Source organism: Leucobacter triazinivorans, from assembly GCF_004208635.1.
Lineage (GTDB): Bacteria > Actinomycetota > Actinomycetes > Actinomycetales > Microbacteriaceae > Leucobacter > Leucobacter triazinivorans.
This window is the reverse complement of the sequence record NZ_CP035806.1, coordinates 2,932,013-2,958,369: the sequence shown is the minus strand read 5'-3', so window position 1 is coordinate 2,958,369 and position 26,357 is coordinate 2,932,013. Positions and strand designations below refer to the sequence as shown.

Here is a 26,357-nt window from a genome sequence, read left to right as displayed (position 1 = left end):
CGAACGGGCCGCTCCTCTCCAGGCTACCGGTCGCATCGGCTCCGCCGCGCCCCGTAGCATGGAACGGCAGCCGAGGCGCACCGGCCCGCACCGGCCCGCACCGGCCCGCACCGCCGAGCGCGGCCCGCACGAGAGGACCCCATGACCCCCGAAGAGTTCCGCGCCCACGGGCATCAGCTCATCGACTGGATCGCCGACTACCGCGCAGGGATCTCCAAGCTGCCCGTGCTGGCGCAGGTGGAACCGGGAGAGGTGGCGGCGAAACTGCCCGCCTCCGCCCCGGAGACCGGCGACGCCGGGCGATCCCTCGTCTCCGACCTCGACGAGATCGTGGTGCCGGGGCTGTCGCTCTGGCAGCACCCCGGCTTCTTCAACTTCTTCCCGGCCAACAGCGAGCTCTCCTCGGTGCTGGGCGACATCGCCAGCGCCGGCCTCGGCGTCATCGGGCTCTCCTGGGAGTCGAGCCCCGCCCTCTCAGAGATCGAGCTGCGGGTGACCGACTGGGTACGGCAGCTCTTCGGGCTCTCCGGCGACTGGCGCGGCGTGATCCAGGACACCGCGTCGACCTCCACGCTGCTCGCCCTGCTCGAGGCGCGCGAGCACGCCTCGCAGTTCTCGATGTCCGGCGGCGGCCTGGCGGCGCTCGACCGTCCCCTCGTCGCCTACCTGTCCCGCTATGCGCACTCCTCCGTGCCGAAGGCAGCCCTGCTGGCGGGCTTCGGCACGGATCACATTCGCTGGATCGACACCGACGAGACGTTCGCCATGCGTCCGGACGCCCTCGCGGAGGCCATCGCCGCGGATCGCGCGGCCGGCCGCGTCCCCGCCGCGGTGGTGGCCACCTGCGGCACCACGACGACGACCGCGATGGATCCGCTGGCCGCGATCGGCGAGATCGCACGGGCGGAGGGGCTCTGGTTCCACGTCGACGCCGCGATGGCCGGCTCGGCCATGATCCTGCCCGAGTGCCGGCACCTCTGGGAGGGCGTGGAGCTGGCGGACTCGCTCGTGGTCAACGCGCACAAGTGGCTGGGCGTGGCGTTCGACTGCTCCCTGTACTACGTGAAGGATCCCGCGCATCTCGAGCGCGTGATGTCGACGAACCCCTCGTACCTGCGGTCGGCGCACGACGACGACGTGACGAACCTGCGCGACTGGGGGATTCCGCTGGGCCGGCGCTTCCGCGCACTCAAGCTCTGGTTCATGCTCACGGCCGAGGGTGCGGAGGCGCTGCGCGCCCGCCTACGCCGGGATCTCGACAACGCGCAGTGGCTCACCGCGCAGCTCGAGGCGGAGCCGGGCTGGCGCGTGCTCGCGCCGGTGCACCTGCAGACCGTGTGCGTGCGGCACGAGCCGACCGGCCGCGACGGCGGCGCGCTGAGCGGCGAGGCGCTCGACCGGCACACCCGCGCCTGGGCCGAGCGGGTGAACGCGACGGGCCGGGCCTGGGTGTCGCTGTCGACGATCGAGGATCGCTGGATGGTGCGCATCTCGATCGGTGCGCTCGAGACCGAGCGCGAGCACGTCGAGACCCTGTGGCAGGAGATGCGGGCCGCGGTCGCCGAGCCCTCGGCGCCGGAGATCAGATCGCGGTCGTGAGGTACCCGCCGTCGACCGGCAGCACGGCCCCCGTGACGAACGAGGCCGCGTCGGAGGCGAGGAAGGCGATCACCTGCGCCACCTCCTCCGGCGCACCGAATCTCGCGAGCGGGGTGCGCGACAGGATCCGCTCCTTCGCGTCGTCGTCGAGGCCCGAGGCGAGCGGCGTTTCGATCCACCCGGGCGCCACGGAGTTGACGCGGATCCCGTCACCGGCCCAGGCCTCCGCGAGCGACTTGGTCATCTGCACGACGCCGCCCTTCGCCGCCGAGTAGGCCACGCGGCTGCCACCGCCGAAGTAGGCGAACATCGAGGCGATCGTGACGAGCGAACCGCCGGCGGCGCGCAGCTTGGCGCGCGAGAGCTCGGCGACGCGGTAGACGGCGCCGAGCTGCACCGACAGCACCCGGTTGAACGGCTCCCACTCGAGCTCCTGCTCCCCCAGGCTGAAACCCGCGGCGGGCACGACCACGTCGAGCCGATCCAGCCGGTCGATCACCGCCCGCAGTGCGGCGTCATCCGTGACATCGACGCCGTGCAGCTCGATCTCCACGTCGGGCGCCACCTCGGTCTGATCGGCCCCGAGGCCGATCGCGACCACGCGCGCGCCGAGTCGCGCGAAGACCTCGGCGGTGGTGAGGCCGATGCCAGAGGTGCCGCCGGTGACGAGCACGGTCTTCCCCGAGAACAGGCCCGGGGCGAGTGCGGGAACGGGCTGCGCTGCGAACGATTCTGCTGCCACGGCTGGATCCTCTCTGATACTGCGCGGTCGCACGACCGGCTACGGCCATGCTATCCGCACGCCTCCTCGCCGTCGCGGCTCGTCTCGGCGCCTCCGGGCGGCGCCGTCACCCGGCGGGCGGGAAGACCCGATCCCAGTCGTCGCGCATGCTGACGACGGCCCACCCCTCGCGGCGCGCCGTATCGCCCAGGCTCTCGGCCTGGGCGAAGCTCTCGGCGCGCCCCTCGTAGGCGAACTCCCGCTCGGCGTCGTCGTGCTCGAGCACGAGCGCGAGCCCGCCGCCTGCCGCGGTCCAGGCGAGCATCTCGGTATCGCCCCCCGAGTTGCCCGCCGCGAAGCGCGGCCGGCGCCCGAGAGCCCCCTGGAGGTTCATGACCTTGGTCGCCCCCTCGTTCACGGCGCCCAGGATCTTCGCCGTGCGCCGCAGCTCGCCGTCGTCGGTCAGCTCGTGCTCGATCACGCTGCCGACCACCAGCTCGGGCGGCACGCCGTAGAGCCTCCGAGAGACCGCGCGCACGAACTCGACGCCGCCGCCCGACACGATCCCGATCGTCCAGCCCCGACGGCGCAACTCCTCGAGCAGTTCGAGCATCGGCAGATAGACCAGTCCCTCGCAGTGCACACCGAGGGTCGGATGCACCCAGCGCTCCGCGAACGCGCGCGATTCGGAGGTGTAGTCGCGCGGATCCTGACCGGCGAACAGCTCCATCAGCGCCACCGCGATGCGCACCATCCCGATCCGCCCGATCGCCTCCGCATCGGCATCGAGCAGCGCCCGAAACTCCTCTCGCTCGCGCAGCGCGGGATCCTCGGCGGCCCGGCGCGCCAGCGCGTCGATGAGAAACGCCTCCTGCACGTAGTGCGGGCGCTCGCACCACAGGGTGCCGTCGTTGTCGAACACCGCGAGCCGCTCCTCCTCCGGGATCTCCTCGCTCGCGTCGAGCAGCGCGACGAGCCGGTCTCGTGCGGCCCCCGGCCGCCAGGATGGAAGGATCATCGTGTCTCCTCGTCGCTCGTCCGCCACGCGCAGCGGAAGCCGACGTGACTCATACCGGTGTCGATCATCTGGGGCCGCCGCGCGGCCGGCCGGTAGCGCAGGCAGTAGCTGTCGGCGCAGAGGTGGGATCCGCCCTTGATCACCTTGCGCGGCACCCGGAACTGCGGTTGCCGCGGATCGAGGCTGCCCTCGGCGGCGCCCCCGCGCGGGTCCACCGGCACGCAGCAGTCGGACGCGGCCTCGGCGGGGTGCCCGGACCACCAGTCGGCGGTCCACTCCCAGACATTGCCGGCAGTGTCGAAGAGACCGAATCCGTTGGCCGGGAACGATCCGACCGGCGCGGTGCGCGCGAACCCCGACTCGCCGCTGGAGCGCCACGGGAAATCGGGACCGTCCCACGTGTTCGCCATGATACGGCCGTCCGGCTGCCGCTCGGCTCCCCAGGTGAACTCGGCGCGATCGAGCCCTCCCCTCGCCGCGAACTCCCACTCCGCCTCGCTCGGCAGCACCGCGCCGGCCCAGGAGCAGAATGCTTCGGCGTCCTCGTGCGCGACGTGCACCACGGGGTGGTCGCCGCGCTCGTCGATGCCGGACGCGGGCCCCTCGGGATGCCGCCAGGAGGCCCCCGGGGTCCACTCCCACCACTGGCTGAGATGACGGAGATCGACGGGCCCGGGGGTGGGGGTGAAGACCATGGAGCCCGGCAGCAGGTTCTCCGCCGGAGCACCGGGGAACTCCTGCGGATCGAGTGGGCGCTCGGCGACCGTCACGTACCCGGTCGCCGAGACGAACTCGGCGAAGCGGGCGTTCGTGACCTGATGGGCGTCGATCCCGAAGGGGCCGACCCGCACGCGGTGGGCCGGCGCCTCCTCCGGATAGTGCGCGTCCGACCCCATCCAGAACTCGCCGCCCGCGAGCTCCACACGGGTCATGCGCTCGTGGCCCCCGCCTGCAGCTTGGCCATGACCTGGTCGATGCTGAAGCTCGCCGGCTTCTGCCGGGCCGGGAACTCGGCGAGGCTGGCGAGCATGCTCGCGACGTAGCTCTGCGCCGGCACGAACAGGAAGACGTGGTCGAGCACCCAGTCCCAGTAGGTGTTCGAGGTGATGTCGGCCCGCTCGTAGGGATCGGTGCGGAGGTTGAAGAGCTTGGGGAATCTCAGCTCGATGTAGGGCTCCTGCCAGATGGAGAGCGTGCCGACGGCGCGCTGCTCGAGGAACACGAACTTCCAGTTGTCGAATCTCAGCGCGGTGAGATCGCCGTCGTCCGAGACGTAGAAGAAGTGCTTCCGGGGGCTCTCCTCGGCGGCACCCGTCAGGTAGTCGAGCTGGTTGTAGCCGTCGAGGTGAACGTGGTACTCCTGGCCGTTCAGCGTCGTGCCCGAGCGCAGGCGGTCGGCGATGTCCGGCACCCCGGCCGCCGCGAGCAGCGTCACGAACCAATCGCTGTGGCTCACGATGCCGTCGAGCACCTGGCCCGGTTCGATGCGTCCGGGCCAGCGGACCAGGGCGGGCACCCGGTACGCGCCCTCCCAGTTCGAGTTCTTCTCGTTGCGGAAGGGGGTCATTCCCGCGTCCGGCCAGCTGTTCATGTGCGGGCCGTTGTCGGTCGAGTACACGACGATCGTGTTCTCGGCGATCCCCAGCTCGTCGAGCGTGCCGAGCAGGTCGCCCACGAGGTCGTCGTGGTCGAGCATCGTGTCGTGGTACTCGGACTGCCAGCGACCCGCGCGCCCGATGCTCTCCGGCTTCGGGTGGGTGCGGAAGTGCATGTGGCTCGAGTTGAACCAGAGGAAGAACGGCTCGTCGCCCTCGACCTTGCGCTGCATGAAGTCGATGGCCGCGTCGCGGAACTCCTCGTCGACGGTCTCCATGCGCTTCTTCGTGAGCGGGCCGGTGTCTTCGATGCGCTGCGTGCCGTCGTCGTTCGCCCAGGATCGGATCACCCCGCGCGGGCCGAAGTTCTTGCGGAAGTTCGGGTAGTCCTCCTCGCGCGGGTAGTCGGGCAACTCGGGCTCCTCCTCCGCGTTCAGGTGGTAGAGATTGCCGAAGAACTCGTCGAAGCCGTGGGCGGTGGGCAGGAACTCGTCGCGATCGCCCAGGTGGTTCTTGCCGAACTGCCCCGTCGCGTAGCCCGCGTCTTTGAGCGCGGTGGCGATCGTGGGATCGTCGGCCCGCAGGCCGACGTCGGCACCGGGCATGCCCACCTTCGTGAGGCCGGTGCGATAGGGGTTCTGGCCGGTGATGAACGCCGCGCGTCCCGCCGTGCAGCTCTGCTCGCCGTAGTAGTCGGTGAAGCGCGCCCCCTCCTCGGCGATCCGGTCGATGTGCTCCGTGCGATAGCCCATCACGCCGTCGCTGTAGCAGCTGAGGTTCGACTGTCCGATGTCGTCTCCCCAGATGATCAGGATGTTCGGCTGCTCTGCCATGGTGCTGCCCTTCGTCGAGCCGGAATCGGGTCTCCGACCGCGCCCCGCGGAGCGGCCAGGGCCCCAGTATCGGCCGCACGGGCGGAGCAGCACTGCCGGTCTCACCCTCAGGGGGTGACGCCGACGTCGGCCCGCCGGTCGAGCGAGGCGCAGCCGAGTCGACACCCGCCCGCCCCGCCGGCGGACCCTACTCGAGGAGCGCCGACAGCTCCAGCCAGCGCTCCTCGAGCGCCGCGACCTCGTCCTCGATCGCGGTGATCTTCGTCATCTCCGCGTTCAGCAGGGTGTAGTCGCTCTGGTCGAGCATCGCGAGACCGTCGCGAGCCTTCGCCGCGTCGGCCTGCAGCCTCCGTCATCCTGCGCGAAGTCGCAGGATCCACCTCCGTCATCCTGCGCAAAGTCGCAAGATCCACCTCCGTCATCCTGCGCGAAGTCGCAGGATCCACCTCCGTCATCCTGCGCGAAGTCGCAGGATCCACCTCCGTCATCCTGCGCGAAGCCGCAAGATCCACCTCCGTCATCCTGCGCGAAGTCGCGGGATCCACCTCCGTCATCCTGCGCGAAGTCGCAGGATCCACCTCCGTCATCCTGCGCGAAGTCGCAGGATCCACGTTGGATCTGGATCCTGCGACGCGCTTCGCTCCCGCAGAATGGCGAGAGGGATCAGCGCGCCCGCCGCCTGCCAGCAGGCCGGGGTGCTGTACATGACCCACGGTCGCGTCTACGATTTCTCACGCTCAGATGACGCGTTCATGCTCGGGTTCGAGTTCCTCCGTGCGGAAGCCGACGCGAACACCATGCGCGAACGCCAGCTCCGCACGGTGAAACTCAACGCTGAACGCGGACGCCCGCACGGCAGGCTCCCGTTCGGGTACCGCCGCATTTACGACGAGCACACTCGGGCACTGATCAGACAAGAGCCCGACCCGCACACTGGTGAGCTCGTGAAGATGATGGCGCGCGAGATTCTCTCGGGTGCGACAGCTTCAAAGTCGCGAACATGCTGCAAGACCTTGGCGAGCCACTCCCCCAAAAACCGAGAGACGAAGACACCAGCCGCGGGTGGAGTGCGATCACGATCAAGCAGATCTTGCGGAACCCCACGATCGCAGGCAAACGCGTCTACCGGGAAAGTGGTCGGCGACGCGGCATGGGAGCCGTTGATCTCAGAGAGTGATTTCGCGCGGCTGCAGACGATCCTGTTCGATCCCGCACGCAGGATCCATCACCACGATGGCGTTACGCCGAAGGCGCTACTGTCGCACATCGCGAAATGCCACTATTGCGGAAGAGCTCTCGCACATACGACCAACAAGAATCGCAGCAAGAACGGTGGCCCGAGGGCCCGCCGCTATGCCTGCCGCTTCCGAGGCTGTATGAAAGTCATGATCGCCTCTGAGTGGCTCGATGAATACGTCTCAGCTGCTGCGGTCGCGTGGCTCAGCCGCCCGGACAGCATCGCCGCGCTGAGTGCCGACGACGACAGCTGGCACGAACGATCAGTAGATGCCGAGAAGCTCACCACTGAGCTGCAGGCTCGTCTCGATGATGCGACGGATCAGTTCATCGCCGGCGCGATCAGCGCCCCGGTCCTTGCTCGTATCGAGAGCACCTTGCGGCCGCAGATCGAAGAAGCGCAGAAGGCCGCGACTCCGACCATCGTCGATGACGGAGTGCGGAACGTCCTCACCGCCGAAGACATCCAGAACGCCTGGGACAACATCGGTCTGCTCGAGCAACGACGCATCCTCAAGCTCCTCTTCGACATCCGCATCACCCAGGCACCCCGACACGGACCCAACAGCGTACAACCCGAACGAGTGATCATCAGCCCGAGAACCCCGGATCGAGGCTGACAGATGGAAATCGGCGACCTCGAGGAACTCGCGGCTGGCCCTACAGGCAAAGTGCTAGCATGAGTGTTAGCACTCGTTCGGTGGAGGTGAGAGTGATGACATCGATTATGGTTCGCGGGCTCGATGAGTCGGTCAAGCAGCGCCTGACGCAGCAGGCAAAGGAGCACGGCCGCTCCATGGAGGCGGAGGTTCGTGACATTCTGACTCGGGCCGCTCGTCGCCCTCATGTCGGGCTGGCACTCATGCAGGCAGCCCAAGATGTGGGCGGGATTGATGAGTTGCAGATTCCGGCACGCACCGACGCGGCACGGATGGTGGATCTCGAGTGATCGTTCTCGACACGAACGTGATCTCGGAGGTGTTCAAGCCGCAACCGAACCCCCAGGTCGTTGCCTGGCTCGAATCACTCACCGGAGACGTGGCTATCACGACGATCACGCTCGCCGAGCTCCTCGCCGGTGTTCGCCGACGGCCAGACGGCCGCCGCAAATCGGTACTCATGACGAGCATCAACACGGCGATGCAGTCGTATCGAGATACGAGCGCGGTTCTGGGGTTCGATGATGCTGCCGCCGAGCACTATGCAGATATCGTGGTAGCCCGAGAACGATCCGGCCTTCCGATCACGATGGCCGATGCCCAGATCGCAGCGATCTGCCGTAGCCACCGGGCAAGCTGCGCAACCCGCAACACAAAGGACTTCGCTGAGACCGGGGTCGAACTCCTCAATCCGTGGGTGCCCTGACTGGATAGTGTCCGGCCGCAGTTCCCTGACGCGGCTACCCCAGACACATTGCCAGGGCGCTCCAACGCCTCAACGGTCTGATGCACGTTTTGGTGACAGTTTGGTTGGGCAGCGAGTGCGACCTGTTTGTTCATGATGGTCTCGTATTCGATCGGCGTCAAACGGCCCAATCTGACCTGTCTGCGGCGTCGATGGTAGGTGCGCTCGATCCATGCCACGATTGCTGACCGGAGCTCGCCTCGGGTGCCCCAGGTCTTGCGATTCAGGACGTTCTTCTGGAGCAGGCTGAAGAACGACTCCATCGCAGCGTTATCGGCAGCAGCGCCCACCCGTCCCATCGAACCGGCCATGCCATGACCGGTGAGCGCGCGCAGTAATGCCCCATAAAGTGGTGTAGCGCGTGCGCGCGATACGCCTGCGTAAGGTCTCGTTTAGTGACGGGGTTGCGTAACCAGCGGTAGCACGGCTGGCGGGAAAGCTTCAATACCCGGCACGACACCACGACGGGAATCCCGTCGCCGGCGAGCTCTGCTACGAGCGGGCAGAGCCTGTTCCCGGTAGGTGCGCCTGCGAGAGATACGCGGCCACGCGACGGAGCACTTCCACCTCTTGCTCAAAGAGCTTGTTGCATTTGCGAAGCTCACGCAGCTCAGCGTTCTCAGAACGTGTGACGCCAGATTTCTGGCCCTGTTCGACGCGTTCTTCTCGCAACCATCTATCGAGGGTTCCGACGTGGATGCCGAAGTCTCTCGCGATCTGCGCGAGTGTCACTTCCGGGCCACGATCCAACGCGATCCGGATGACGTCGTCACGGAACTCTTTGGGGTAGCGAGGGGGCATAGGTTCATCCTTCCAGGCCAGCCGAAACTAGCCAGGTTGAATGTCACCTCAACGTGCATCAGCCCCACTACTCTAATAGCGTAGATAGCTCGAGCCAGCGCTCCTCGAGGACTGTGACTTCATCCTCTAGCGCAGTGATCTTCGCCATCTCAACGTTGAGTAGTTGGAAATCTGTCTGGTCGAGGTCGGCGAGGCCGTCTCGTGACTTCGTGATGTCTGACTGCAGGCGCTCCATCTTGCGCTCCACCGCAGAGAGCTCCTTCTCGGTGGCGCGCAGCTCGGCACCGGAAAGCGCGGGCTTCGCCGCTTGATCAGCGGTTTTCAACGCAGCCGCAGGGGCTTCGGCCATCCGATCCTCGGCGACACGCAGCTTCAGGTACTCGTCCACTCCGCCCGGGAGGTGCCGCAGGCGCCGATCCAGGATCGCGTACTGCTGATCGGTCACGCGCTCCAAGAAGTACCGGTCGTGCGACACCACGATGAGGGTGCCCGGCCACGAGTCGAGCAGATCCTCCATCGCAGCGAGCATGTCGGTGTCGAGATCGTTGGTCGGCTCACCCAGCATGTCCGGGGCAGATACAGAAGGAGCACCTGCCCACTATGGATGCCAAAGCAATCACTCGCTCACCCGAATCAGAGACTGCCGCCTTGATCTACACCCGTGCTTCGATGGATCGCCACTACTTGATGCGATCCACGGACGACCAAGAGACTGATTGTCGCTCCTGGTGCGACCAGCAGGGGTGGAGGGTAGCCAGGGTCATCACCGACGCCAATCGCTCCGCCTCACAGTGGCGAACCCGCGAGCGTGAAGGCTTCGAAGAAGCTCTGCAGCTCATCGCCTCCAAGGAGTACGCGGCATTCGTGACTTGGGAGCCGTCTCGTGCCGGCCGCGAGCTCGCGGCCTACATCCAACTCCGCGCCGCGTGCCAGGCCGCGGGTGTCCTCTACTTGACCAAGGGGCGGGTCTATGACTTCGCGCGCAGCGATGACGCGTTCATGATGGGTCTTGAGTTCCTGACTGCGGAGAAGGACGCCGCAGTGATCCGCGAGCGACAGCTGCGCACTGTGCGCCTGAATGCGCAGAAGGGGCGACCACACGGTCGACTCCCCTACGGCTACCGGCGGGTCTACGACGAGAACACCGGCGTTCTGCTGCGACAGGAGATAGACCCTGAGAAGGCGGCGATCATCACGACTGCGGTGGACGAAATCCTCCACGGGGTGCCGGTGAACCGGATCATAACGCGCCTGAACCGCGACGGCATCCCGACGCCGATGAAGCCGCTGAGCGACAAGACACGCGGCTGGATGAACGCGACGCTGGTCCAGATCATCCGCAGCCCGACGATCGCAGGCTTGCGTAAGTACCAAGGCGAGGTGATCGGAGAAGCCGACTGGCCAGCGATCATCCCCATCGAGAAGTGGGAGAAGGTCAATAGGGTCCTGGCAGACAAGGCTCGCCGAACTCGGTATGTCGAGGAAGACAATCACAGCCACCCCAAGTGGCTACTGTCGTTCGTCGCCAGGTGCGGGTTCTGCGGCCGGTTCCTCGCGAGAGTTCTCAATGTGGTCCCGCGCAAGAACGGAAAGCCCCGCAATAACTATGTGTGTCAGCACATCGGATGCCGTCGCATCAGTATCGATGTCGAGCGTACTGACGCTTACGTGCTCGAAGCCTTGCTGAGCTGGCTCTCTACTCCGGAGAGCCTGGCCGTGTTGGCTGGCTCTGATGACAACTGGAACGACCGTGTTCGCGAGGCCGAGGAGCAAGCGGTCGCTCTCCGCGACCGACTGGACCAGGCCGCCGAACAGTATGCAGAAGGCAAGATCAGCCTGGCGATGCTGGCAAACGTGGAACAGCGACTGACACCGCAGATCGAGCAAGCGGCGAGAGAAGCCGTGCCTCCGGTAGCTGATGCGACGGTTCTCGATCTCATCAACGCCAATGACATCCGGACGGCGTGGGAGCTTCTTGATCTGCTGGAACAACGCCGACTCCTGAAAATGCTGCTGGATATCCGCATCGAGAAGTCGCAACTCATGGGCGGTATCTTCGATTACTCGAGGATCAAGATCGCGCCGAGATTCGTGGCTCCCGAGACCTATCAGTGGCGGAGCGTAGCGTAGCTCGCACGACCACACCCTGATCTTTCGTGATCGGAAGGAACGAAGCCCCGAGTTCACGCCCTGCTTCGCGCAGTGCCGTGAACTCGGGGCTTTCATCCTCGTGAACAGGCTCACTCACAGGACTTCTCCCGTGCTCAGGACAAGGCCCGCGATGAACTGGTCCTCTGCACGTCGTCGTGCTTCCACGTCGGCGTGTATGTATTCCACGAAGTTTTCTTCCCGGTTGGGGATGACGGTGTCTTCGACGGGGTCGGTGTCGGGTTCGCCAGGCCAGGCGATGCGGCGTGTAGGGCGATCGGTGGTGAGGCGGGTGCCGCAGGCGGCGGTCCAGTGCCGGAGTCGTTCTTGGGCTTCGGTGAAGTCGCGGTGCCAGACGAGCATCGCGGAGCCTTTGGCTTCGGGGTGGATCGCGCATAGCCAATGGATGTGCAGCGCGGACAGCTCCCACACCAGTCCTGGGTGGCGGTGCCAGAATGGCGGGATCACCGCGACGGGGAGGCCGTAGGTGTGGCGGAGCCAGTGCACCCATTCGTTGAGTGCCAGCCATTCTTCCTCTGCGGCATCTGCGGTGAGGAGGTTCCAGTTCACCGGCCCCGGAGGCCCAGCCTGGTCCTCGTCCTGACCGGGGGCATCAGTGTCGGGGTCGTAGCTCTCATCGAACTCGTCCTCCGCAACCTCACCCGGATCGACTTCACCGGTCTCGGGCAGTTCATCGACCATGATCCGCCCTCACCTCACGACCGCAGTGGCAGTAGCCGAGGTGCGACGCGGCGCGTCGGGAGACAGCGCCGCATCCTCGATTCCGGCATCCAGCGAGTCGTGCTCTTGAGCACGCCGAGGCCGGTCAACGGTGTAGCGGGTGCGGGCGAGGTCGTGTCCGATCTTCTTCGCGACGAACTCTTCGACCTTGATTGGTTGCCCGTTGTCGTCGGTGCGGTCGTAGTGGTGGGTGTAGCCCTCGGCGACGAACTTGTCGCCTTTCGCGAAGCGCTGATGGGCGCGTTCGGCGGTCTTCCGGAACGCGACGAGGTCGTGGAACGTGGTCTCGGTCTGCGTGAACGATCCGTCGTCCTCGCGGCGGTAATGCTCCTGCCCGATCTTCACGAACAGGCGCGCATCACCTCTCTCGGTGAACGACAGGTGAGGTTCGGAAGCGATGAATCCGGACAGGGACTCTTGCGTGTGGATGGCCATTGGACACTCCTCGTGATGATCGACACCCCGCAGTTCGGGGTGTTCTGTCACTCAGGTGCGCCCGCAGCCCCCTGCCCGCCAGCCGATGCTGGGACGCCGTGCTGCAGCAGCTCCTCCACCCCGCGGCGCTGCGATTGCAGCTCGCCCGCGTTCTTGCGCCCCGTCCAGGCGCGGAGTTTCGCGACGATGGGTGGGGCGGCACGCAACAGGATGAGGCCCGTTCCGAATGGGAGGGTGCGGATCACGTCGGGTGGCATGATGTCCACCCGCCGGATGGAGCGTTGCGCGGAGCGGGAGCCCTGGTCGCCGATAGTGGTGGAATCGGTGATCTCGTCGCGCTCACCGATCAGCGTGGTGAGGTCTTGGAGGTCGCGGCTGTTGGATGCCCCACCGAGAATGATCTTCACAATGCTGGCGTCCCAGATCGCACCGGCCGCGTTCTCCGACCACTTCTCCCTGGCCTGCGCGAGCGACTGCAACACGGGCATCGTCGTGATCCCCGTACCTCCGCCCTCGGCCATCAGCGTCGGCAGGGATGGGAGCGGGGCGAGGTTGCCGATCTCATCGAGGGCAAGCAACAGGGGCGGGTCGAGTCGGGCGGATGGTGATCTGGCGGCGAGGCGTCGGGCGGCTTCAACGAGGTCTTCCACGAACGCCGACACCAACGCCGCACTGTTGTTCGCCCCCGCCCCGGTGGCGAGGAGGTAGACCGTGCCACGCTTGCGCAGGAACTCTTCTGGGTCGAATCGCTCATCCGGGCCGGGGCTGACGGCGTCGAGCACCCGTGGGTCGGCAAGGGCAGCGAGCGAAAGGGAGACGCCCTGCCAGATCGAGTCCCGGGTGCGGGGGTCGGAGTCGATCATCGCCTGCAACGAGTCCGCCCACCCCGTCGCAGCCATCGGGTTTGCTGTGAGGATCGCGACCGCATCGGAAGCAGCAGCGGGGTCGAGAGTCCACCGGAACAGCTCTGCCGGGGTGCGGTGATCGAGCGCTGCCGCGTGAAGGAGGGCTTGGAGGGCAGTGCGGGTCTTCCCTTCCCAGAAGTCACCGCCTTCGACACCACCAGCAGACAGGCCGGTGCCTGCGGCAAGACCGGTGGCGCGAATCATCGCCGTCAACGGGTCCTCACACCCCCGGATCGGCGACCACCGCAGCCCCGCAGGGACCCCTTCGGCGAGGTGTTGCGGGTCGAACACCGCGACCGGCCGCCCCTGGACGCTGCGGGCAGTGAGGGTGGCGGTGAGATTGTCCGGACGGGTGGAGGTGGTGACGACCGCTCCGGGTGCATCGATTATCGCGTTTATAACGACGTGCAGGCCCTTGCCGGAGCGGGGTGGTCCGATCAGCAGGATCGAGTCCTCGACACTTGCCCACACGTCCACACCCCGTGAGGCACCAAGCAGATAGCCGACATCCTGAGCAACGGGCTTTGACAGTGAGGGGCGGAGTTGCCCGGCCCGGCGTAGGAGTGCTTTCTCCGATGCGGTCGTGGTGACATCGGTGCGGGTCGCGATCCCTACGATCCGATACGGATCAACCCTCGCCTGCCGTGAATGCTCGCGGAAGAATCGCCACACCCACCAGCCCACAACACCAGCGCTGACGATCAACAGCCCAGCGACGACCCAGTAGACGACGGGGTTCAGCCCATCGGCACCAAGCGCAGTGCCCGGGTCAGTGGGATGCAGGAGCACGCCGAGACCAGCGTCGATGCCGCCGGTCGGCTGAGTGACACCCGTGACCCACGCGGTCACCGTGCCAGCGGCACGGAGGATGACGGCGACGACGACGGCTACGATGAGGGCGATGATGCCGAGGTTGGCGAGCTCATCACCAAGCGCTCCGCCCTGCCTGGGGGTGCTCATGGGAGCCTGCTGACGGTGATGGTGCCCGAGATGCGGCCGAGGAGGATTACTTCACCCGTCACCGCAGTCGCCGCTTGCTCTGTAGTGAGGAGGGCGCGGGCGGTGCCGTCGGGGCTGGCGTCTGAGTGGGCGTGGATGATCGCGACCGCGACATCCTCACCCGGCACGAACCCGGAACCTGCGACCTGATGCAACACCGGCTGCACAGCAGCTACAGGCGGCGCCGCCACCTCCTGTGCGGGTCGTTCCCAGGGTCTCGCGGCGGGGCGTTCGCGTGGTGGGGTGATGATGTCGGTGAATGTTGACCCGTCCGCTTCCCGCACCTGCACCCGCAACGGTGTCCGGTAGCGCGCAGCAAGAGCGTCAAGGATCGCGGGGAATGATTCGCGTCGCCATCCTGGCGCGAATGGCTCCGGCAGATACGGTGCCCCGTCGACGGTGACGGTCATCGCTCCGTCCGCACTGATGGTGAACTCCACCGCCGGCACGATGACCGGCTCACCACTCGGAGGCACAGGTGCTGCCGGGGGCTGAGCGTCGGGGTTGGTCCGGCGGTAGCGGGGTTTCGGGGTCACAGGCGGGTCCTTCCACGATGAACAGCAGTCGCCATGCAGGTGCGCCCGCGCCCCCGCACGCAGAAAGGTGGGAGGGCACGAACCTGGGGGTGGTTCGTGCCCTCCCGTGCTGACCCGCCATAGTGGGGGCGCCAGCGGGTCAGCCGCCTGTGGTTACTCCTCCTTTGCTCCCTCGAACTGGGCTTTGAACTCCTCGAACGGCATGTCTTCCTCGCGGACGTACCCATTTCGTTCGCGGGCGATCGCGAGGCGACGACCGAACAGCAACACGCCACCGGTTGCGGCGGCGATCAGGCCACCGGCGAGGCCGAGCGGCCACCAGTTACCACCGCCGGTCTGTGCCAGCTCATCCGGCTTGCCGGATTCCTCCGGCGTCTCCGGCACTGGGGTGACGGTGGTGGTCTCATCGGGTGCACCGCACAGGCCGCGGTGCAGGATGAGTCCGTCCTGGTCGATCACGGTCTCCACCCAGTAATAGGTGCCGACCTGATCGAAGATCACCTCGTCAGAGGAGTGTTCGCCGGGGCCGTTCAGGTCGATCACGGCGGAGGTGAACACGAGTTCTTCCGCCGTGCACAGCGCCTCATCCGTGTGCTGCCGATACGCCTCGAACACGAGCCGCGCACCCTCAGGGACGGTTCCGGTGACGGTTGCGACATCATGCGCCGGCTCACCCAGCACCACCGTCGGCACCGCGTTCGTCTTCACCCGCAGCTCGTCCGGCTGCTCGGTGACGACCGTCGTTTCACCCGGCGCCCCACACGTACCCTCGGCGATCACGTCGCCGTCGGCGGCGTAGAGGGTTTCGACCCAAAACACATTCCCCGCAGCGTCCGCCGTGGTGGTGCCAGAACTGTAGATGCCGGCCCCGCTGACGGGGATCTCGTCGCTGACGTAGAACGGCGACTCACACACCGCCCCGGTCTCTGCCGGATGCGGCCCGTAGGCCCGGAAAACCAGGTATGCGCCGTCCGGAATCTTCGTGCCCTGCACGAGCGCTGTGTCCGAGAACGGTTCGCCGACGAGCGCTTCCGGTGTTGCCTGCGTGATTACCGTCACCGGCACTTCCGTGCCGGTCGGTGGGACGTAGAAGCGTTCGAGCACATCCGTCGGAGATGACTGGTAGGGCTGCACGCGGTCGTCACCCTCGAACGTCGTCACAAGCACATAGAACCCAGGCTCGGTTGGCACGATCTTGTCGTCATCGGTGTAGCCGAGCTTGTAGACCCCGTTCCGTGCCGGCGTCGTGAGTTCTGCGAGCACCGGGGCTGTGGTGAGGTCGAGGTCATCCGTGAGCTCCGCGTCGGTAGCGAACGGACCGTAGACGGTGTGGCGGAGCACGTCGAGGTCGGCGTTCCAGTAGCCATCGCCGGTGAAGTCACCGTGGTTCGCCGGGAGCCCGCTGACGGTGACGACATCGAACGCCCGCCCGCCGGGGTGAACGTTGTACTCCCGCATCAAGGAGGCCACCGTGATCGGCCACCGCACCGACGTCGTCTCGACATTGATGCCGTAGTCGTCCTGCCAGTCGGCGGCGAGATAGTCAAGCACCCACTCCGGCTGCGATGACTTCTTGACCTCCCACACCCACGTCACGAAACCACCCGACGGTGCCACCACCGACGGCGAGGTATAGACACCGGGGCCATCCGCCGTGACCGTGACGGTGCCGAGGGGTACGGCGTTCGAGTCGATGACCGTGTTCTGCGTCGGGGGTAGCGTGCCGGGGACTTGGTAGGCGGTGCCCTCGAACACCACGGGGATGTGCGCGCCGTCCTTCTTCAACCACGCACCATTCGAGCTGGATACGGTGATCGTGTCCGTCAGCGCGTCACCGGGGACGGCGAGGCGCTGGTCGGCTTCGGAGACGGCGACGGGCTGGAACGGCACCACCGAGGTCTCTGCAACCTGTCCGAACCGGTCGGTGAACGAGTCGGTGAGGTACTTCGCGTTCTCCCCGTGCGCGTCCCTGTCGATGGCCCACACCCAGGTGTAGAACCCGGACTCGGGTGCGGTGATTGTGCCCGGTGACGTGTACGACCCCGCCTCCGTGAGCGTCACGGTCTCGGTGCCTGTGATGGGTGCGCCGGCGGGTGGGGTGTCTGATTCGGTGGGCTGCTCATCGAACGGCCCATACAGGGTGCCGGTCGCGGTCACCTCGATAGGTGCGCCGTTGAGGTGAATCCAGGTGCCCTTCGACACCGTGACCGTCAGCCCATCCACGAACGCATCACCCTCAGCAACGAAGCGGGAGGCGACCTGGGTGGTGATCTCCGGCTGGAAGTCCAGCTCGATCACCGGGGACTCCACCGACGCCGACAGTCCCGTGGAGGAGCCTGCGACGGCGGCTACGAGACGCTGCTTTCCAGGCGTCGTATAGAGGTCAAGTGCGGCACCGTACCCGGCGGCGGCGATGTTCATCGACGCGCCAATCTTGTACGACGGCACCCCGTCGGCGGGGGTGCCGGTGATCGGGTGCGTACCGACAGCGAGATTCCGCGTCGTGGCCCCGTCCGTGAACACCGCATTCGTGAGCGACGCGCTCCCGGTGAGAGATGCGGGGTGGGCGGTGACGGTGAGGGTGCCGTTGTACTGATCCGCCATATCCAACGCGAGCGACAACGACGGGTCGGTCACCGCGTTCACTGCCGCCTCCTGTCGCATCGTTGAGAGGTTCGCGAGGATTGTGCCCCGCTCCGACGCGGGTGCGCGGGCGACGTAGTAATCGTCACCGGACATGCCGTGCGAGTTGTACATGCCAGGGCTCGCGACCGACCACACATACAAGGCCACCGCCGCCGTCACATTCGCATCACCGGACTGCCCCCACCGATCCAGCACATAGTTCATCTCGGCGAGCTGCTGACGCGACAGCGAATCCAGCGACGTAATCCGCTCCGGCCCCGCCGTGTTCCCGTACGGCGCGTCAGCGTGGAGATCGGCGCAGTACGCCTGCCGGCCATCGACGCCGGTGTTGTACGCGCCGAGGAACGCACCGTCAGACCAGTAGCCGACGCCCTCACTCGCGGCGTGCGCAGGCTGCGCACTGAGCGCAAACGATCCGGCGAGCAGGAACAGGGCGAGGAGGACGGACAGCCATCGCCTCAGCCTGGTCGGTGGTGGCGCAGCCACCGGCTGCGGAATGTGGACGAGTGATCCTGACACGAGGTACCTCCTGACGTTCTGGTGAGCAGCAACCCAACATCGGGTCGCCTTCACAGCAGGTGCACCACCCCGACCCTCGACGTCATAAGCCGGGTCCGTGCGGCCGCCGCCCCGGTCCAGGTGTCTTCTGATCGAGCGGTGCGTCCTCGAGTCCCGCCCGCTCCCGTACCGCACGGTGCGCCCCATCACGAACCTCGTGCAGCAGCTCGCGCACATCGTCGTACCCGGTGATGATCGATCCGAGCCCATCACGCAACAGCCGGTGGCATCCTGCGGATGTCGCGCTGGTGAGCGGTCCCGGGATTGCACCGACGGGTCGGCCCAGCTCAATCGCGCGGGCGGCGGTGTGGAGCGTACCGGACCGATACCCGGCTTCCACAACGACGACGGTGCCGGAGAGCGCGGCGAGGAGCCTGCCGCGTTGCAGGAATCGCCACTTTGTTGGCGCCGCACCCGGCGGCAACTCACTGAGCAACAGCCCGTCCTTGCCGACCCGGGCGAGCAGATCGGTGTGCCCTGACGGATATGGGCGGTCCAGGCCGCCGGCGAGCACTGCGATCGTAGAACCGCGTGATGTGAGGGTTGCACGGTGCGCGGCACCGTCGATGCCGTAGGCACCACCGGAGAGCACGGTTCGCGAGTCCGCGACCGCTGACTGCACCAGTTCCGTCGTGACATGCTCCCCGTACCCGGTGGATGCACGCGCACCGGTGATGGCGAGGCGATCCCACAGCGGTCCGGTCAACACTTCGGTGTCGCCCTTGGTCCACAGCGCCACCGGCGCACGATCCCCGAGTACGTCGATCCCGGCCGGCCAGTGCGCATCGCCGGGTATCAGTACCCGCATCCCGTGACGCTCCGTCTCTGCGAGCACCCGTCGCACCTGGTATGGGTCGATGCGAGGCGCGAGGTGCCGCTGCCAGGTATCCCCGTCAGGCCCCGACGGCGCCTCGTCGGCGATGGCCCGCGCGACGGTCTCGGATGCTCCGACGGTGCGGATCATCCGCCCCGTGACCGAGTCGCCGGGTTCGGAAGCGAGCGCGAGGATGATCCTCGCGGTGCGCTCCTCGGCCGCCAGTTCATTGATCGTGTCCATCGGTGCGTCTCCCTCGGTCGTGGTGGATCAGTCGAGGGATAGGTACGACCCCGCACGCCGAGGCGATCGCTGTGTATGAACCGGTGACAGCGGGAACATGTACCCTCACACGCGTCAACGGATCGGTTGAGATCGGCGGACCGGCGCGGATTCAGGGTTCAGAAATCCTGAACCTGAGCACTTACCCCTTCATCCGTGCCGTGGTGTCGAACGCGGCGAGTTCCGCCGGGTGGAGTTGGTGTTGCACGACGAAGGAGCGTTCCTTGATCCGCCACAGCCCTTGCCCGGTGCCCAGGCTCGGGAGGAGTTTCTGTTCGGTGCCGGTGAGGCCGAGGGCTGCGGCGGTGGCTCCGAGCTGGTCGGGTTCTTGCCGGTAGATGATCCGCGTCTCCGCGTTCGCCAGGAGTGAGTTGGCGAGGGCACGCATCGCGGAACCTTGGTCGCCGACGTTGTCGAGGTCAGTGAGTTTGTGGAAAATCAGCATGTTCGCGATCCCGTAATGCCTCGCCAACCGCCACTGTGCATCCATGCGTTTCAGGAGCGCTGGGTAGGCCATGAGACGCCAGGCTTCGTCGTAGATCACCCACCGGTGCCCACCATTCGGGTCCATCAACGCCGACTCCATCCACGCCGAAGAGCAGGTCATCAACACCGAGATCAGCGTCGAGTTCTCCGCAACCCGCGACAGGTCGAGCGACACCATCGGCAGTGATGGGTCGAACCTGACCGTAGATGGCCCATCGAACAGGCCCGCGAGGTCGCCCGCGACAAGACGGCGGAGGGCGTGGCCGACGAGACGACCGTCTTCGGCAAGCCGGCCGTCGATGTCGGTTGCGGGATTGGGATTCAGGATCCGGTCGACGACCATCGGCAGGATCGGCACCTCGCTGGATCGGACAGCCTCTTGGAGGGCAAGGTCGATCGCCGTGTGCTCCAACGGTGACAACACCCGATCCAGCACCGTCTCCGCCAACGCACCAATCAACTCCCTGCGCCGGGAGGCGACCTGTGCTGCCCATTCCGCATCCGAGAGACCGCCGGGGCGGTGCCCTTCATCGAGCGGGTTGAGACGATTCCGCAGCCCATGCCCGAGGACGATCGCCCGCCCGCCAACGGCTTCCGCAACCGCAGTGTGTTCGCCTTTCGGGTCACCGGGCACGTAGACGCGGCGCCCGAATGGGATCGACCGGGTGTAGAGGGACTTCGCGAGGGAGGACTTGCCGGAGCCGACGATGCCTGCCAGGACGATGTTCGGAGCGGTGATGATGCCGCGCGCATACAGTGTCCAGGGGTCGTAGACGAACGAACCTCCGGAGTAGAGGTCTTGCCCGATGAATACCCCGTCCGCGCCGAGGCCACCTTCCGCGAGGAACGGGTAGGCGCCGGCGAGGGTTGCGGAGGTGTCCTGATGTCGGGGTAACCGGAATCGCCCGGGTGTCCTGAGCGTCGCGGCTCCGGGTTCACCAGCGGCAGGAAGATAGGTGGTGTTGCGGCGTTCGGCACGTTCTGCCGCGATTCGCTCGCGTTCCATCGCTTGTTCGTGTGCGCGTGCGTCGGTTTCGATCTTCGTAGCGGCGTGTTTACGTGCTCGGCGGTGTCGGCGCCGTTCCCCGGCGGGTTCGACCAGCGCGGCGGTGTGGAGCCGGCGGTCATTGTCGGTCACAGCGACCGCCCCGGAGGCACCGACCCCGAACGTGATGGCCCCCACTCATCGTCCTCCTCCACCATCTCCTGACGCCGAGCACGGCGCGACAGCGAACGGTTCGACGCGGCGTGCGATAGGTCATGTCCGGGGTGCGGCACAGGCTTGGAGGTGTCGATGTCGAGGAGGGCGGGGTCGGGGATCGCGTCGTGTTGGCGGAGCAGTCCCACATGCCCGAGGAACGGGCTGTAGGTGAGGGTGTACACGTCCCTGGTCGCGGTCTTGTCCAACGCCCCGGTCGGAGGGGTGTCGTAGACGTACCCATTCACGAGCGCAGCCTGCACGGTGTCTTCCCCGTAGTCGTACCCGGCCAGGTGCTCGATCGCCGCGTCCGTGCCGTCACGGTCGATGATCGCTAGAACCTCGTCGGCGTCCTGCCCTTGCAGGAACACCACGCTCACCCACCTCGACACTGACGGTGGGACTGTGGGTTCGGGGTGCCAGGCGATCTGCCCGGAGGCCACCATTGCCTGATCCACTCGGTACAGCACCCCGTCCAGCAACTCGGCGGCCTGCTGTAAATCCCGGGTCGCAGCCAGCGCGTAGGTTGCGCCGACCGACTGATCACCGGCATCGTCGTGCGCGCGAACCCGGTGCGTGACGTGGGCGGTCGCGAGCTGGTCGAGCACCTGGTGGAGCGATCGCACCCCGGCAAGCAGATCACCGAGCACCGTATAGGTGTCGGCGGGGTCCTCGAACACTCGGGACGCGTGCGCAAGCCCCCGGAGCGCTTCGGATGCTTCCGCAGCGTCGGCGGTCGGGTTCTGGAAAGTCGGCATAACGTGCTCCTGTCAGACGGTGCGGCACAGCGGGAGCGCTGCGACGGTGAAGGCTTGGGCTTGCTGCCCGACCAGGCGGCGGGTTTCGCAGGATGCTTGGATCGCGGCCTGCTCGATCGCCGCGACCGCGGTATCCAGTTCCTCTGAGGTGGGGGCGGAGACGCTGATGAGGCCGGTGTAGCGGAGGACGCCGTGACCTGCGGTGAGGTCGGCTTCTTGTTGGAGCACGTCACCGTATTCGGCGGTTTGGGAGGCATCTTCGATCTGCCCCATCTTGGAGCGTTGCGCCGCATCCGAGATCAGCTCGGTCTTCTTCTTCCTGATGTCCCTGGCCGCCTGATCCGACCGGATCGGCGTACACACCAGCGAGAACGAGCGTTGAATCCCAGACGACAGCAACACCGGGGCGAGGAACCCCGGATACACCTGCGACCTCGGCCACTCGCTAATCCACAGCACCGCGTGGTGCGCGGAGTCCGACCGCAGCCGATCCCACGACTCGGTGACCGCGACCGGCCCCGCAGTCGCAAGGCTCCTCCCGATCTCGCCGTGACGTTCGAGGAGCGCTGCGGTCGCGGGGTCGTAGGCGGAGCGGAGGATCACGGCGACCTCGCTGGGGGTGAGCCAGGTGCCGACGGTGAGTTCCGCTGCACGCAGCGCCGTAACGAGCGTCGTCATCTCCTGCCGCAACACCGCAGCCGCACCCTTGATCCCACCCCCGTTCGTCCGCACCTGACGGGCTGCCGCGCGCAGGTCGAGGGCGAGACTGATCGTCGTCGCGTGACGTTCCCCAGCGGGACCGGCACGGTCGATGAGTTCCCGGTAGACCGTCGAGGTCCATGACCCGTCATCGCGCCCGTGCTGTCGCCACCATTCGACCAGGCCGGAGCCACCGTCGGGGAGGGTTCGTTCGCAGACTTGGAGGCGGGCGATTCTCCCGGATCGGCAGGTGGTGGCAAGTGCCCGGCCCCAGGTGGCGACGCGGCGTTCTTGTTCGCCGGGGTCGAGGAGCACGAACGCGGGATGTGACACCGCGATGATTGCGGTGAGCGTCTGATTGTGGGGGTCGTGGATCATCGCCGCCCCCGTCTCCGGGTCTTCCCACTCCCGGAGGGCTGCCGCATCGCCCGGGAGTGCGAGGGTTCCGGCAGGCCGGGGTTTCACGATCCTACGCCGAAACACGATCTGCCGGGCCTGTGTGCGGGCGACCCACCGAAAGGTCACAGGTACCCATTCGATGAGCTTCCTGCCCCCAACCGGTGTCCACGCGAGGGCTGCGGAGAGGAGCCAGATGGGAGCGGTCCAGGCCAAGAGGATGCCGCCACCTGCGTAGAGGGCACCAACAATGGAGAGCACGCCGATGGCGAGGACGATGAGTTGTGGGAGGGAGAGGCCGAGGAGGATGCCGCGGCGGGTGAGGCGGGAGAACTGCACGGCCCGCAACCCGAACTCCATCGTGCTCTGCTGGTTCGACATCGGTTACTCCTTCCCAATCGGTGGCTTCGGAGCCGGCGGCGGAGTCTGCTTCGCCGGGGGCACCGGAGGCGAAGCGGTCGGTGCCGTGGGTGTGTGGTTCGGTGCGGGAGGCGGTGCCGGCTGCACGGTCTCACCGGCACCGGCCGCGTGACCTTCCGCAGCACCACCGACAGCGCCACCAAGTTTCGGTCCCGCGGTCGCAGCGGCTTTCGCGACTTGCGCGCCGATCACGACCGCAGCCGCAGGGCCCGCCGCGGCGGCCCCCGCACCGGCCCCGGCACCAGCCGCGCCCGCACCACCGCCTGCAGTTCCCGCCCCTGCACCAGCACCGGCGGCAGCGCCAGAACCACCGGTCGCCGCAGCCCCGCCACCACCGGCCGATGCGGTTGCTGCTCCGGGTGGGGTGCCACCACCTGAGGGTGCCGCACCACTGCTCTTGTCGCCGGCGCCGTCGAGCACCTTCTTCGCACCATCGGCCTTCGGTGCGGACGGCACCGGGACGGGGCGGTTGAGCGCGGACTTGGCTTCTTGTTCGGCGCTCATCGAGTGGTACATATCGAACCCGACGAAGGAGAGGAACTTGTACGTCATGTACGGGGCGAACGCGGCGATGAACATAAGGACGACTCCGGCGATGGGGTCGCTGATCGACGCAAGATCAAGCTCGATCGGCGCACTGACTTGGGTGATGGCGACGAGGAAGATCACCACGAGGACGAGCTTCGACAGGATCAGGGCGATCACGAACGTCGCCCACTTTCCGAACCATCCTTTGGTGGCATCCCAGGAGAATCCGGCGAGGGCGATGGGTGCGAACACGATCGCCACCAGCAGGAGGGCTTTGCGAATCAGGAGAGAGAACCACACGATCGCAGCCGCACTGATAGCGAGGCCTGCAAGGAAGATCGTGACAATCGCCCCGACACCAGGGGCGGCGATGTTGATCCCCGCGAACCCGGCCGCAAGGAGAGTGATGCGGTCGCCGATGCCCTCCATCGTGTTGCCGCTGGCTTGCACGATCCCGATCGCGAGTTGATCCGTAATCTCTAAGAGCAGTCCGGTGAGGCCGATGGCGACGAAGGAGCCGAGGATGCTTTTCGCAGCTCCGAGCGCGGCGCGGGTGAGGGCGGTGGGGTCGCGGTGGATGAGGCCGGTGATCAGTTGCAGGCAGAAGAAGATCAGCACCACGAAGACCGCCACCCCGAACAGGATGTTGTACACCCCGATGTAGCCCTCGTCGGTGACATCGACAAGGGTGGTGGTGTCAAACACCGCCCAGACGGCCTCGAACAACCAGGCTGCGGCGCCTCCCATCGCTTGGGCGAGCCAGTCGAACGGTGCCGCAATCAACGTCGCAGCGCCTTGTCCGACGGTCTCGCACACGGCAGAGATCACCGGCACATCACACACACTCATCGCAACCTCCTTCCCACGGAAACGTTGGGGTTAGACGGCTTGGCCGACGCCCCAGAAGAAGTTGATGAGCGTTACGCTGGCTCCGCAGATGATCGCCGCCCCACACGACACGAGCACCCCGACCTTCCCGCGCGACGCGAGATGCGGGTTACTGCTGTTCGCACCGAAGCCCCACACGATCGCCGAGACAATCAATGCGAGGACGGACAGGATCAGACCGACAGTCATCACCGCGCCGACGATGATGCGCAACTGCTCGATACCGGGAAGCCCGGTGCCGTTCGGATCTATATCAATCACAGGAGGCTCCTTTTAGCTCACACCGCCACTACGAAGGCGGACTTGCCAGCCAGGTGCACCTCTGCTCACCGGGAACGGTGCGAGCTGTGCCCGCGGCACCAGACCCCGGAGTGTGCGTTACAGGTTCTCGCCGATACCGAGGAGGAAGTTCACCCAGGCGACCCCGGCTCCGGCGAGGGCGGCGGCACCGAGGGCAACCCAGGCACCCATACGGGCTTTGGTGGCGGTATGCGCGTTGCCAGCGGAGGATGCGATAGCCCAAACGATTGCGGAGACGATCAGCATCAGCACGGCGATGATGAGCACGAACATCAGCAGCGCACCGATCACGGTGCGCAGGTCGCCTTCGGCGCCGACGCCCCCGAAGTCGGGGAACACCATCAGCGCTCACCCCCACCCAGCGTGCAGGATGCTCGGGAACTGGTGCCGCCGGTGATGCCTTCCGCTCCTTGGTCGGTGAGCCATTGGTCGGAGTCGATCGCCGGCTGCCCGGTGCCGCCGGGCCTGATTTCGAGGTGGAGGTGGCGGCCGGTGGATTTCCCGGAGGAGCCGACATCGCCGATGTGCTGCCCGGCGGTGACGGTCATCCCTTCGGTGACATGGATGCCGTACTCCCACATATGCGCGTAGTATGACGCGACACGTTCCCCGCCGACGGTGTGCTCGATAATGATGAGCCCGCCCCAGGAACCGGTGTATCCGGCGTGAGTCACGATCCCGTCGGCGACGGCGAAGATCGGGGTGCCGTCAGCGGCGGCGAAGTCGCTGCCGGAGTGGAATGCCTGCTCGAAGGTGATCGGGTCGGTGCGCCACCCGAACGCACTCGTCCGCACCCAGGTACCCTCCGGCAGAGGGAACACGACGCGGGTGGTCTCCGGCACCACGACCTCGCCACCGCCACCGCCACCACCGTTTGAGGGCGCGGGACGGGTGAGGGCGGTGAGGATCGCTTCGGCGACCGGCTGATAGTTCTGATACCTATCCGGGAACGCCGACACCTCGACCGCCTGCGCTGCTTCGCCGGGGTCGAGTTGCTGCCACCCTGGAATATCGAGAAGCCCCCGCGGTGAAGGGTAGTTGGGTCCGGCCGATCCACCGTAAAACGCGCGAGCCTGGTAGTTCGGGTCCATGAGTTCTGCGACGGTGCCCCATCCGGCTTGCGGGCGCATCTGAAACAGCCCCAGCGAATCGTGGTCTGACGCGTCACCGTCGTTGGGGTAGTTCGCCGATTCGGGGTAGGCGCCGGTGTTGGCGAGCATCCGCAGATACGACTCGGTGAGCGCCGCCATCAACGCAATCACCACCCCAGGACGCCCCGCCCCGTCGGTTTGCCCACCGACAGTGATGATCGTGGCCGCGTGGGTGAGCTGCTGACGGTTCAACGTCACCGTCTCACCGTTCTTCGTGGTCGCGGTAAGCGAGTCAGGGATCGGCCCCACGATCAACGATCCC

22 protein-coding genes and 2 pseudogenes are annotated in these 26,357 nt (G+C 66.6%); 5 read left to right on the top strand and 19 right to left on the bottom strand.

The features are described 5' to 3' along the window. The first annotated feature begins 141 nt into the window (after positions 1-141). Positions 142-1,599, top strand: a complete 1,458-nt coding sequence (locus tag EVS81_RS13430; RefSeq protein ID WP_130110812.1) for a pyridoxal phosphate-dependent decarboxylase family protein — start codon at positions 142-144, stop codon at positions 1,597-1,599. On the opposite strand, the gene EVS81_RS13425 is transcribed toward EVS81_RS13430, so the two are convergent. From EVS81_RS13425 to EVS81_RS13410, 4 genes are all read right to left on the bottom strand, one after another. Further along, on the bottom strand, positions 1,583-2,341 hold the full coding sequence (locus tag EVS81_RS13425) for an SDR family NAD(P)-dependent oxidoreductase (protein WP_130110811.1): 759 nt from the start codon (positions 2,339-2,341) through the stop codon (positions 1,583-1,585). The two genes, EVS81_RS13430 and EVS81_RS13425, sit on opposite strands and share 17 nt — an antisense overlap. 106 nt (positions 2,342-2,447) lie before the next feature. Beyond that, positions 2,448-3,338 carry an HAD family hydrolase gene (locus EVS81_RS13420; RefSeq protein ID WP_130110810.1) on the bottom strand — a complete coding sequence of 297 codons (891 nt, stop codon included), beginning with the start codon at positions 3,336-3,338 and terminating at the stop codon, positions 2,448-2,450. Continuing rightward, complete coding sequence (locus tag EVS81_RS13415; protein WP_130110809.1) at positions 3,335-4,270, bottom strand: formylglycine-generating enzyme family protein; 936 nt, start codon at positions 4,268-4,270, stop codon at positions 3,335-3,337. Before EVS81_RS13415 ends, EVS81_RS13420 begins: the two co-directional genes overlap by 4 nt. Continuing rightward, positions 4,267-5,766 (bottom strand): arylsulfatase, encoded by a 1,500-nt coding sequence (locus EVS81_RS13410; protein WP_130110808.1) that lies wholly within the window; start codon positions 5,764-5,766, stop codon positions 4,267-4,269. Before EVS81_RS13410 ends, EVS81_RS13415 begins: the two co-directional genes overlap by 4 nt. Before the next feature lie 650 nt (positions 5,767-6,416). Between EVS81_RS13410 and EVS81_RS16295 the strand changes: the two genes are divergently transcribed. The 3 genes from EVS81_RS16295 (at position 6,417) to EVS81_RS13385 (ending at position 8,367) form a co-directional block, all read left to right on the top strand. Then, positions 6,417-7,622: a zinc ribbon domain-containing protein gene (locus EVS81_RS16295; RefSeq protein WP_240739858.1), complete on the top strand. Its 1,206-nt coding sequence runs from the start codon at positions 6,417-6,419 to the stop codon at positions 7,620-7,622. Positions 7,623-7,717: 95 nt separating this feature from the next. Continuing rightward, positions 7,718-7,951, top strand: a complete 234-nt coding sequence (locus EVS81_RS13390; RefSeq protein WP_130110805.1) for a FitA-like ribbon-helix-helix domain-containing protein — start codon at positions 7,718-7,720, stop codon at positions 7,949-7,951. Further along, on the top strand, positions 7,948-8,367 hold the full coding sequence (locus EVS81_RS13385; RefSeq protein WP_130110804.1) for a type II toxin-antitoxin system VapC family toxin: 420 nt from the start codon (positions 7,948-7,950) through the stop codon (positions 8,365-8,367). Before EVS81_RS13390 ends, EVS81_RS13385 begins: the two co-directional genes overlap by 4 nt. A 110-nt stretch (positions 8,368-8,477) precedes the next feature. Here the strand turns inward: EVS81_RS13385 and EVS81_RS13380 are convergent. After that, positions 8,478-9,207 (bottom strand): annotated as a pseudogene (locus EVS81_RS13380) (transposase); the annotation flags it as partial. Positions 9,208-9,274: 67 nt separating this feature from the next. Further along, a pseudogene (locus tag EVS81_RS13375) lies at positions 9,275-9,772 on the bottom strand (ABC transporter ATP-binding protein); the annotation flags it as partial. Between the two features lie 83 nt (positions 9,773-9,855). Here EVS81_RS13375 and EVS81_RS13370 point away from each other — a divergent pair. Continuing rightward, positions 9,856-11,337, top strand: a complete 1,482-nt coding sequence (locus tag EVS81_RS13370; RefSeq protein WP_165384271.1) for a recombinase family protein — start codon at positions 9,856-9,858, stop codon at positions 11,335-11,337. A 114-nt stretch (positions 11,338-11,451) separates the two neighbouring features. Here EVS81_RS13370 and EVS81_RS13365 read toward each other — a convergent pair whose 3' ends face one another. The 13 genes from EVS81_RS13365 to EVS81_RS13310 all read right to left on the bottom strand — a co-directional run bounded on the left by EVS81_RS13365 (position 11,452) and on the right by EVS81_RS13310 (position 26,293). Next, positions 11,452-12,057: a hypothetical protein gene (locus EVS81_RS13365; RefSeq protein WP_130110802.1), complete on the bottom strand. Its 606-nt coding sequence runs from the start codon at positions 12,055-12,057 to the stop codon at positions 11,452-11,454. 9 nt (positions 12,058-12,066) lie between these two features. Then, positions 12,067-12,531, bottom strand: a complete 465-nt coding sequence (locus EVS81_RS13360) for a single-stranded DNA-binding protein (protein WP_130110801.1) — start codon at positions 12,529-12,531, stop codon at positions 12,067-12,069. A gap of 47 nt (positions 12,532-12,578) precedes the next feature. Further along, complete coding sequence (locus EVS81_RS13355; protein ID WP_130110800.1) at positions 12,579-14,396, bottom strand: type IV secretory system conjugative DNA transfer family protein; 1,818 nt, start codon at positions 14,394-14,396, stop codon at positions 12,579-12,581. After that, on the bottom strand, positions 14,393-14,875 hold the full coding sequence (locus tag EVS81_RS13350) for a hypothetical protein (protein ID WP_240739857.1): 483 nt from the start codon (positions 14,873-14,875) through the stop codon (positions 14,393-14,395). The genes EVS81_RS13355 and EVS81_RS13350 overlap by 4 nt, the downstream gene beginning before the upstream one ends. A gap of 249 nt (positions 14,876-15,124) precedes the next feature. Next, positions 15,125-18,322, bottom strand: a complete 3,198-nt coding sequence (locus tag EVS81_RS16145) for an RHS repeat domain-containing protein (protein ID WP_240740082.1) — start codon at positions 18,320-18,322, stop codon at positions 15,125-15,127. Then, the gene (gene dprA, locus EVS81_RS13345; protein WP_130110799.1) at positions 18,219-19,232 is read right to left on the bottom strand and encodes a DNA-processing protein DprA; all 1,014 of its coding nucleotides are present in this window, start codon (positions 19,230-19,232) and stop codon (positions 18,219-18,221) included. The genes EVS81_RS16145 and dprA overlap by 104 nt, the downstream gene beginning before the upstream one ends. 181 nt (positions 19,233-19,413) lie before the next feature. After that, entirely contained in the window at positions 19,414-20,931 is a 1,518-nt protein-coding gene (locus EVS81_RS13340) for an ATP-binding protein (protein ID WP_420813290.1), read from the bottom strand. After that, positions 20,892-21,713, bottom strand: coding sequence for a hypothetical protein (locus EVS81_RS13335; protein WP_130110798.1), 822 nt, complete (start codon positions 21,711-21,713; stop codon positions 20,892-20,894). Before EVS81_RS13335 ends, EVS81_RS13340 begins: the two co-directional genes overlap by 40 nt. Positions 21,714-21,725: 12 nt before the next feature. Then, positions 21,726-23,189 (bottom strand): SCO6880 family protein, encoded by a 1,464-nt coding sequence (locus EVS81_RS13330; protein WP_130110797.1) that lies wholly within the window; start codon positions 23,187-23,189, stop codon positions 21,726-21,728. A gap of 3 nt (positions 23,190-23,192) precedes the next feature. Then, positions 23,193-24,605, bottom strand: coding sequence for a TrbL/VirB6 family protein (locus EVS81_RS13325; protein ID WP_130110796.1), 1,413 nt, complete (start codon positions 24,603-24,605; stop codon positions 23,193-23,195). 30 nt (positions 24,606-24,635) lie between these two features. Next, a complete protein-coding gene (locus EVS81_RS13320) occupies positions 24,636-24,905 on the bottom strand; it encodes a DUF6112 family protein (RefSeq protein WP_024355940.1) in 270 nt (89 codons plus the stop codon). A gap of 117 nt (positions 24,906-25,022) precedes the next feature. Then, a complete protein-coding gene (locus EVS81_RS13315; protein ID WP_130110795.1) occupies positions 25,023-25,289 on the bottom strand; it encodes a DUF6112 family protein in 267 nt (88 codons plus the stop codon). Then, positions 25,286-26,293, bottom strand: coding sequence for a M23 family metallopeptidase (locus tag EVS81_RS13310; protein ID WP_240740081.1), 1,008 nt, complete (start codon positions 26,291-26,293; stop codon positions 25,286-25,288). Before EVS81_RS13310 ends, EVS81_RS13315 begins: the two co-directional genes overlap by 4 nt. Positions 26,294-26,357: the final 64 nt, after the last annotated feature.

What these genes read in the sequence shown, in the direction of transcription:
- EVS81_RS13335 (WP_130110798.1), bottom strand. Translation starts at nt 21,713, where the DNA reads ATGCCGACTTTCCAGAACCCGACCGCCGACGCTGCGGAAGCATCCGAA.
- EVS81_RS13420 (WP_130110810.1), bottom strand. Translation starts at nt 3,338, where the DNA reads ATGATCCTTCCATCCTGGCGGCCGGGGGCCGCACGAGACCGGCTCGTC.
- dprA (WP_130110799.1), bottom strand. Translation starts at nt 19,232, where the DNA reads ATGGACACGATCAATGAACTGGCGGCCGAGGAGCGCACCGCGAGGATC.
- EVS81_RS16295 (WP_240739858.1), top strand. Translation starts at nt 6,417, where the DNA reads ATGGCGAGAGGGATCAGCGCGCCCGCCGCCTGCCAGCAGGCCGGGGTG.
- EVS81_RS13410 (WP_130110808.1), bottom strand. Translation starts at nt 5,766, where the DNA reads ATGGCAGAGCAGCCGAACATCCTGATCATCTGGGGAGACGACATCGGA.
- EVS81_RS13390 (WP_130110805.1), top strand. Translation starts at nt 7,718, where the DNA reads ATGACATCGATTATGGTTCGCGGGCTCGATGAGTCGGTCAAGCAGCGC.
- EVS81_RS13325 (WP_130110796.1), bottom strand. Translation starts at nt 24,605, where the DNA reads ATGAGTGTGTGTGATGTGCCGGTGATCTCTGCCGTGTGCGAGACCGTC.
- EVS81_RS16145 (WP_240740082.1), bottom strand. Translation starts at nt 18,322, where the DNA reads ATGGGGCGCACCGTGCGGTACGGGAGCGGGCGGGACTCGAGGACGCAC.
- EVS81_RS13355 (WP_130110800.1), bottom strand. Translation starts at nt 14,396, where the DNA reads ATGAGCACCCCCAGGCAGGGCGGAGCGCTTGGTGATGAGCTCGCCAAC.
- EVS81_RS13415 (WP_130110809.1), bottom strand. Translation starts at nt 4,270, where the DNA reads ATGACCCGTGTGGAGCTCGCGGGCGGCGAGTTCTGGATGGGGTCGGAC.
- EVS81_RS13330 (WP_130110797.1), bottom strand. Translation starts at nt 23,189, where the DNA reads ATGTCGAACCAGCAGAGCACGATGGAGTTCGGGTTGCGGGCCGTGCAG.
- EVS81_RS13365 (WP_130110802.1), bottom strand. Translation starts at nt 12,057, where the DNA reads ATGGTCGATGAACTGCCCGAGACCGGTGAAGTCGATCCGGGTGAGGTT.
- EVS81_RS13360 (WP_130110801.1), bottom strand. Translation starts at nt 12,531, where the DNA reads ATGGCCATCCACACGCAAGAGTCCCTGTCCGGATTCATCGCTTCCGAA.
- EVS81_RS13430 (WP_130110812.1), top strand. Translation starts at nt 142, where the DNA reads ATGACCCCCGAAGAGTTCCGCGCCCACGGGCATCAGCTCATCGACTGG.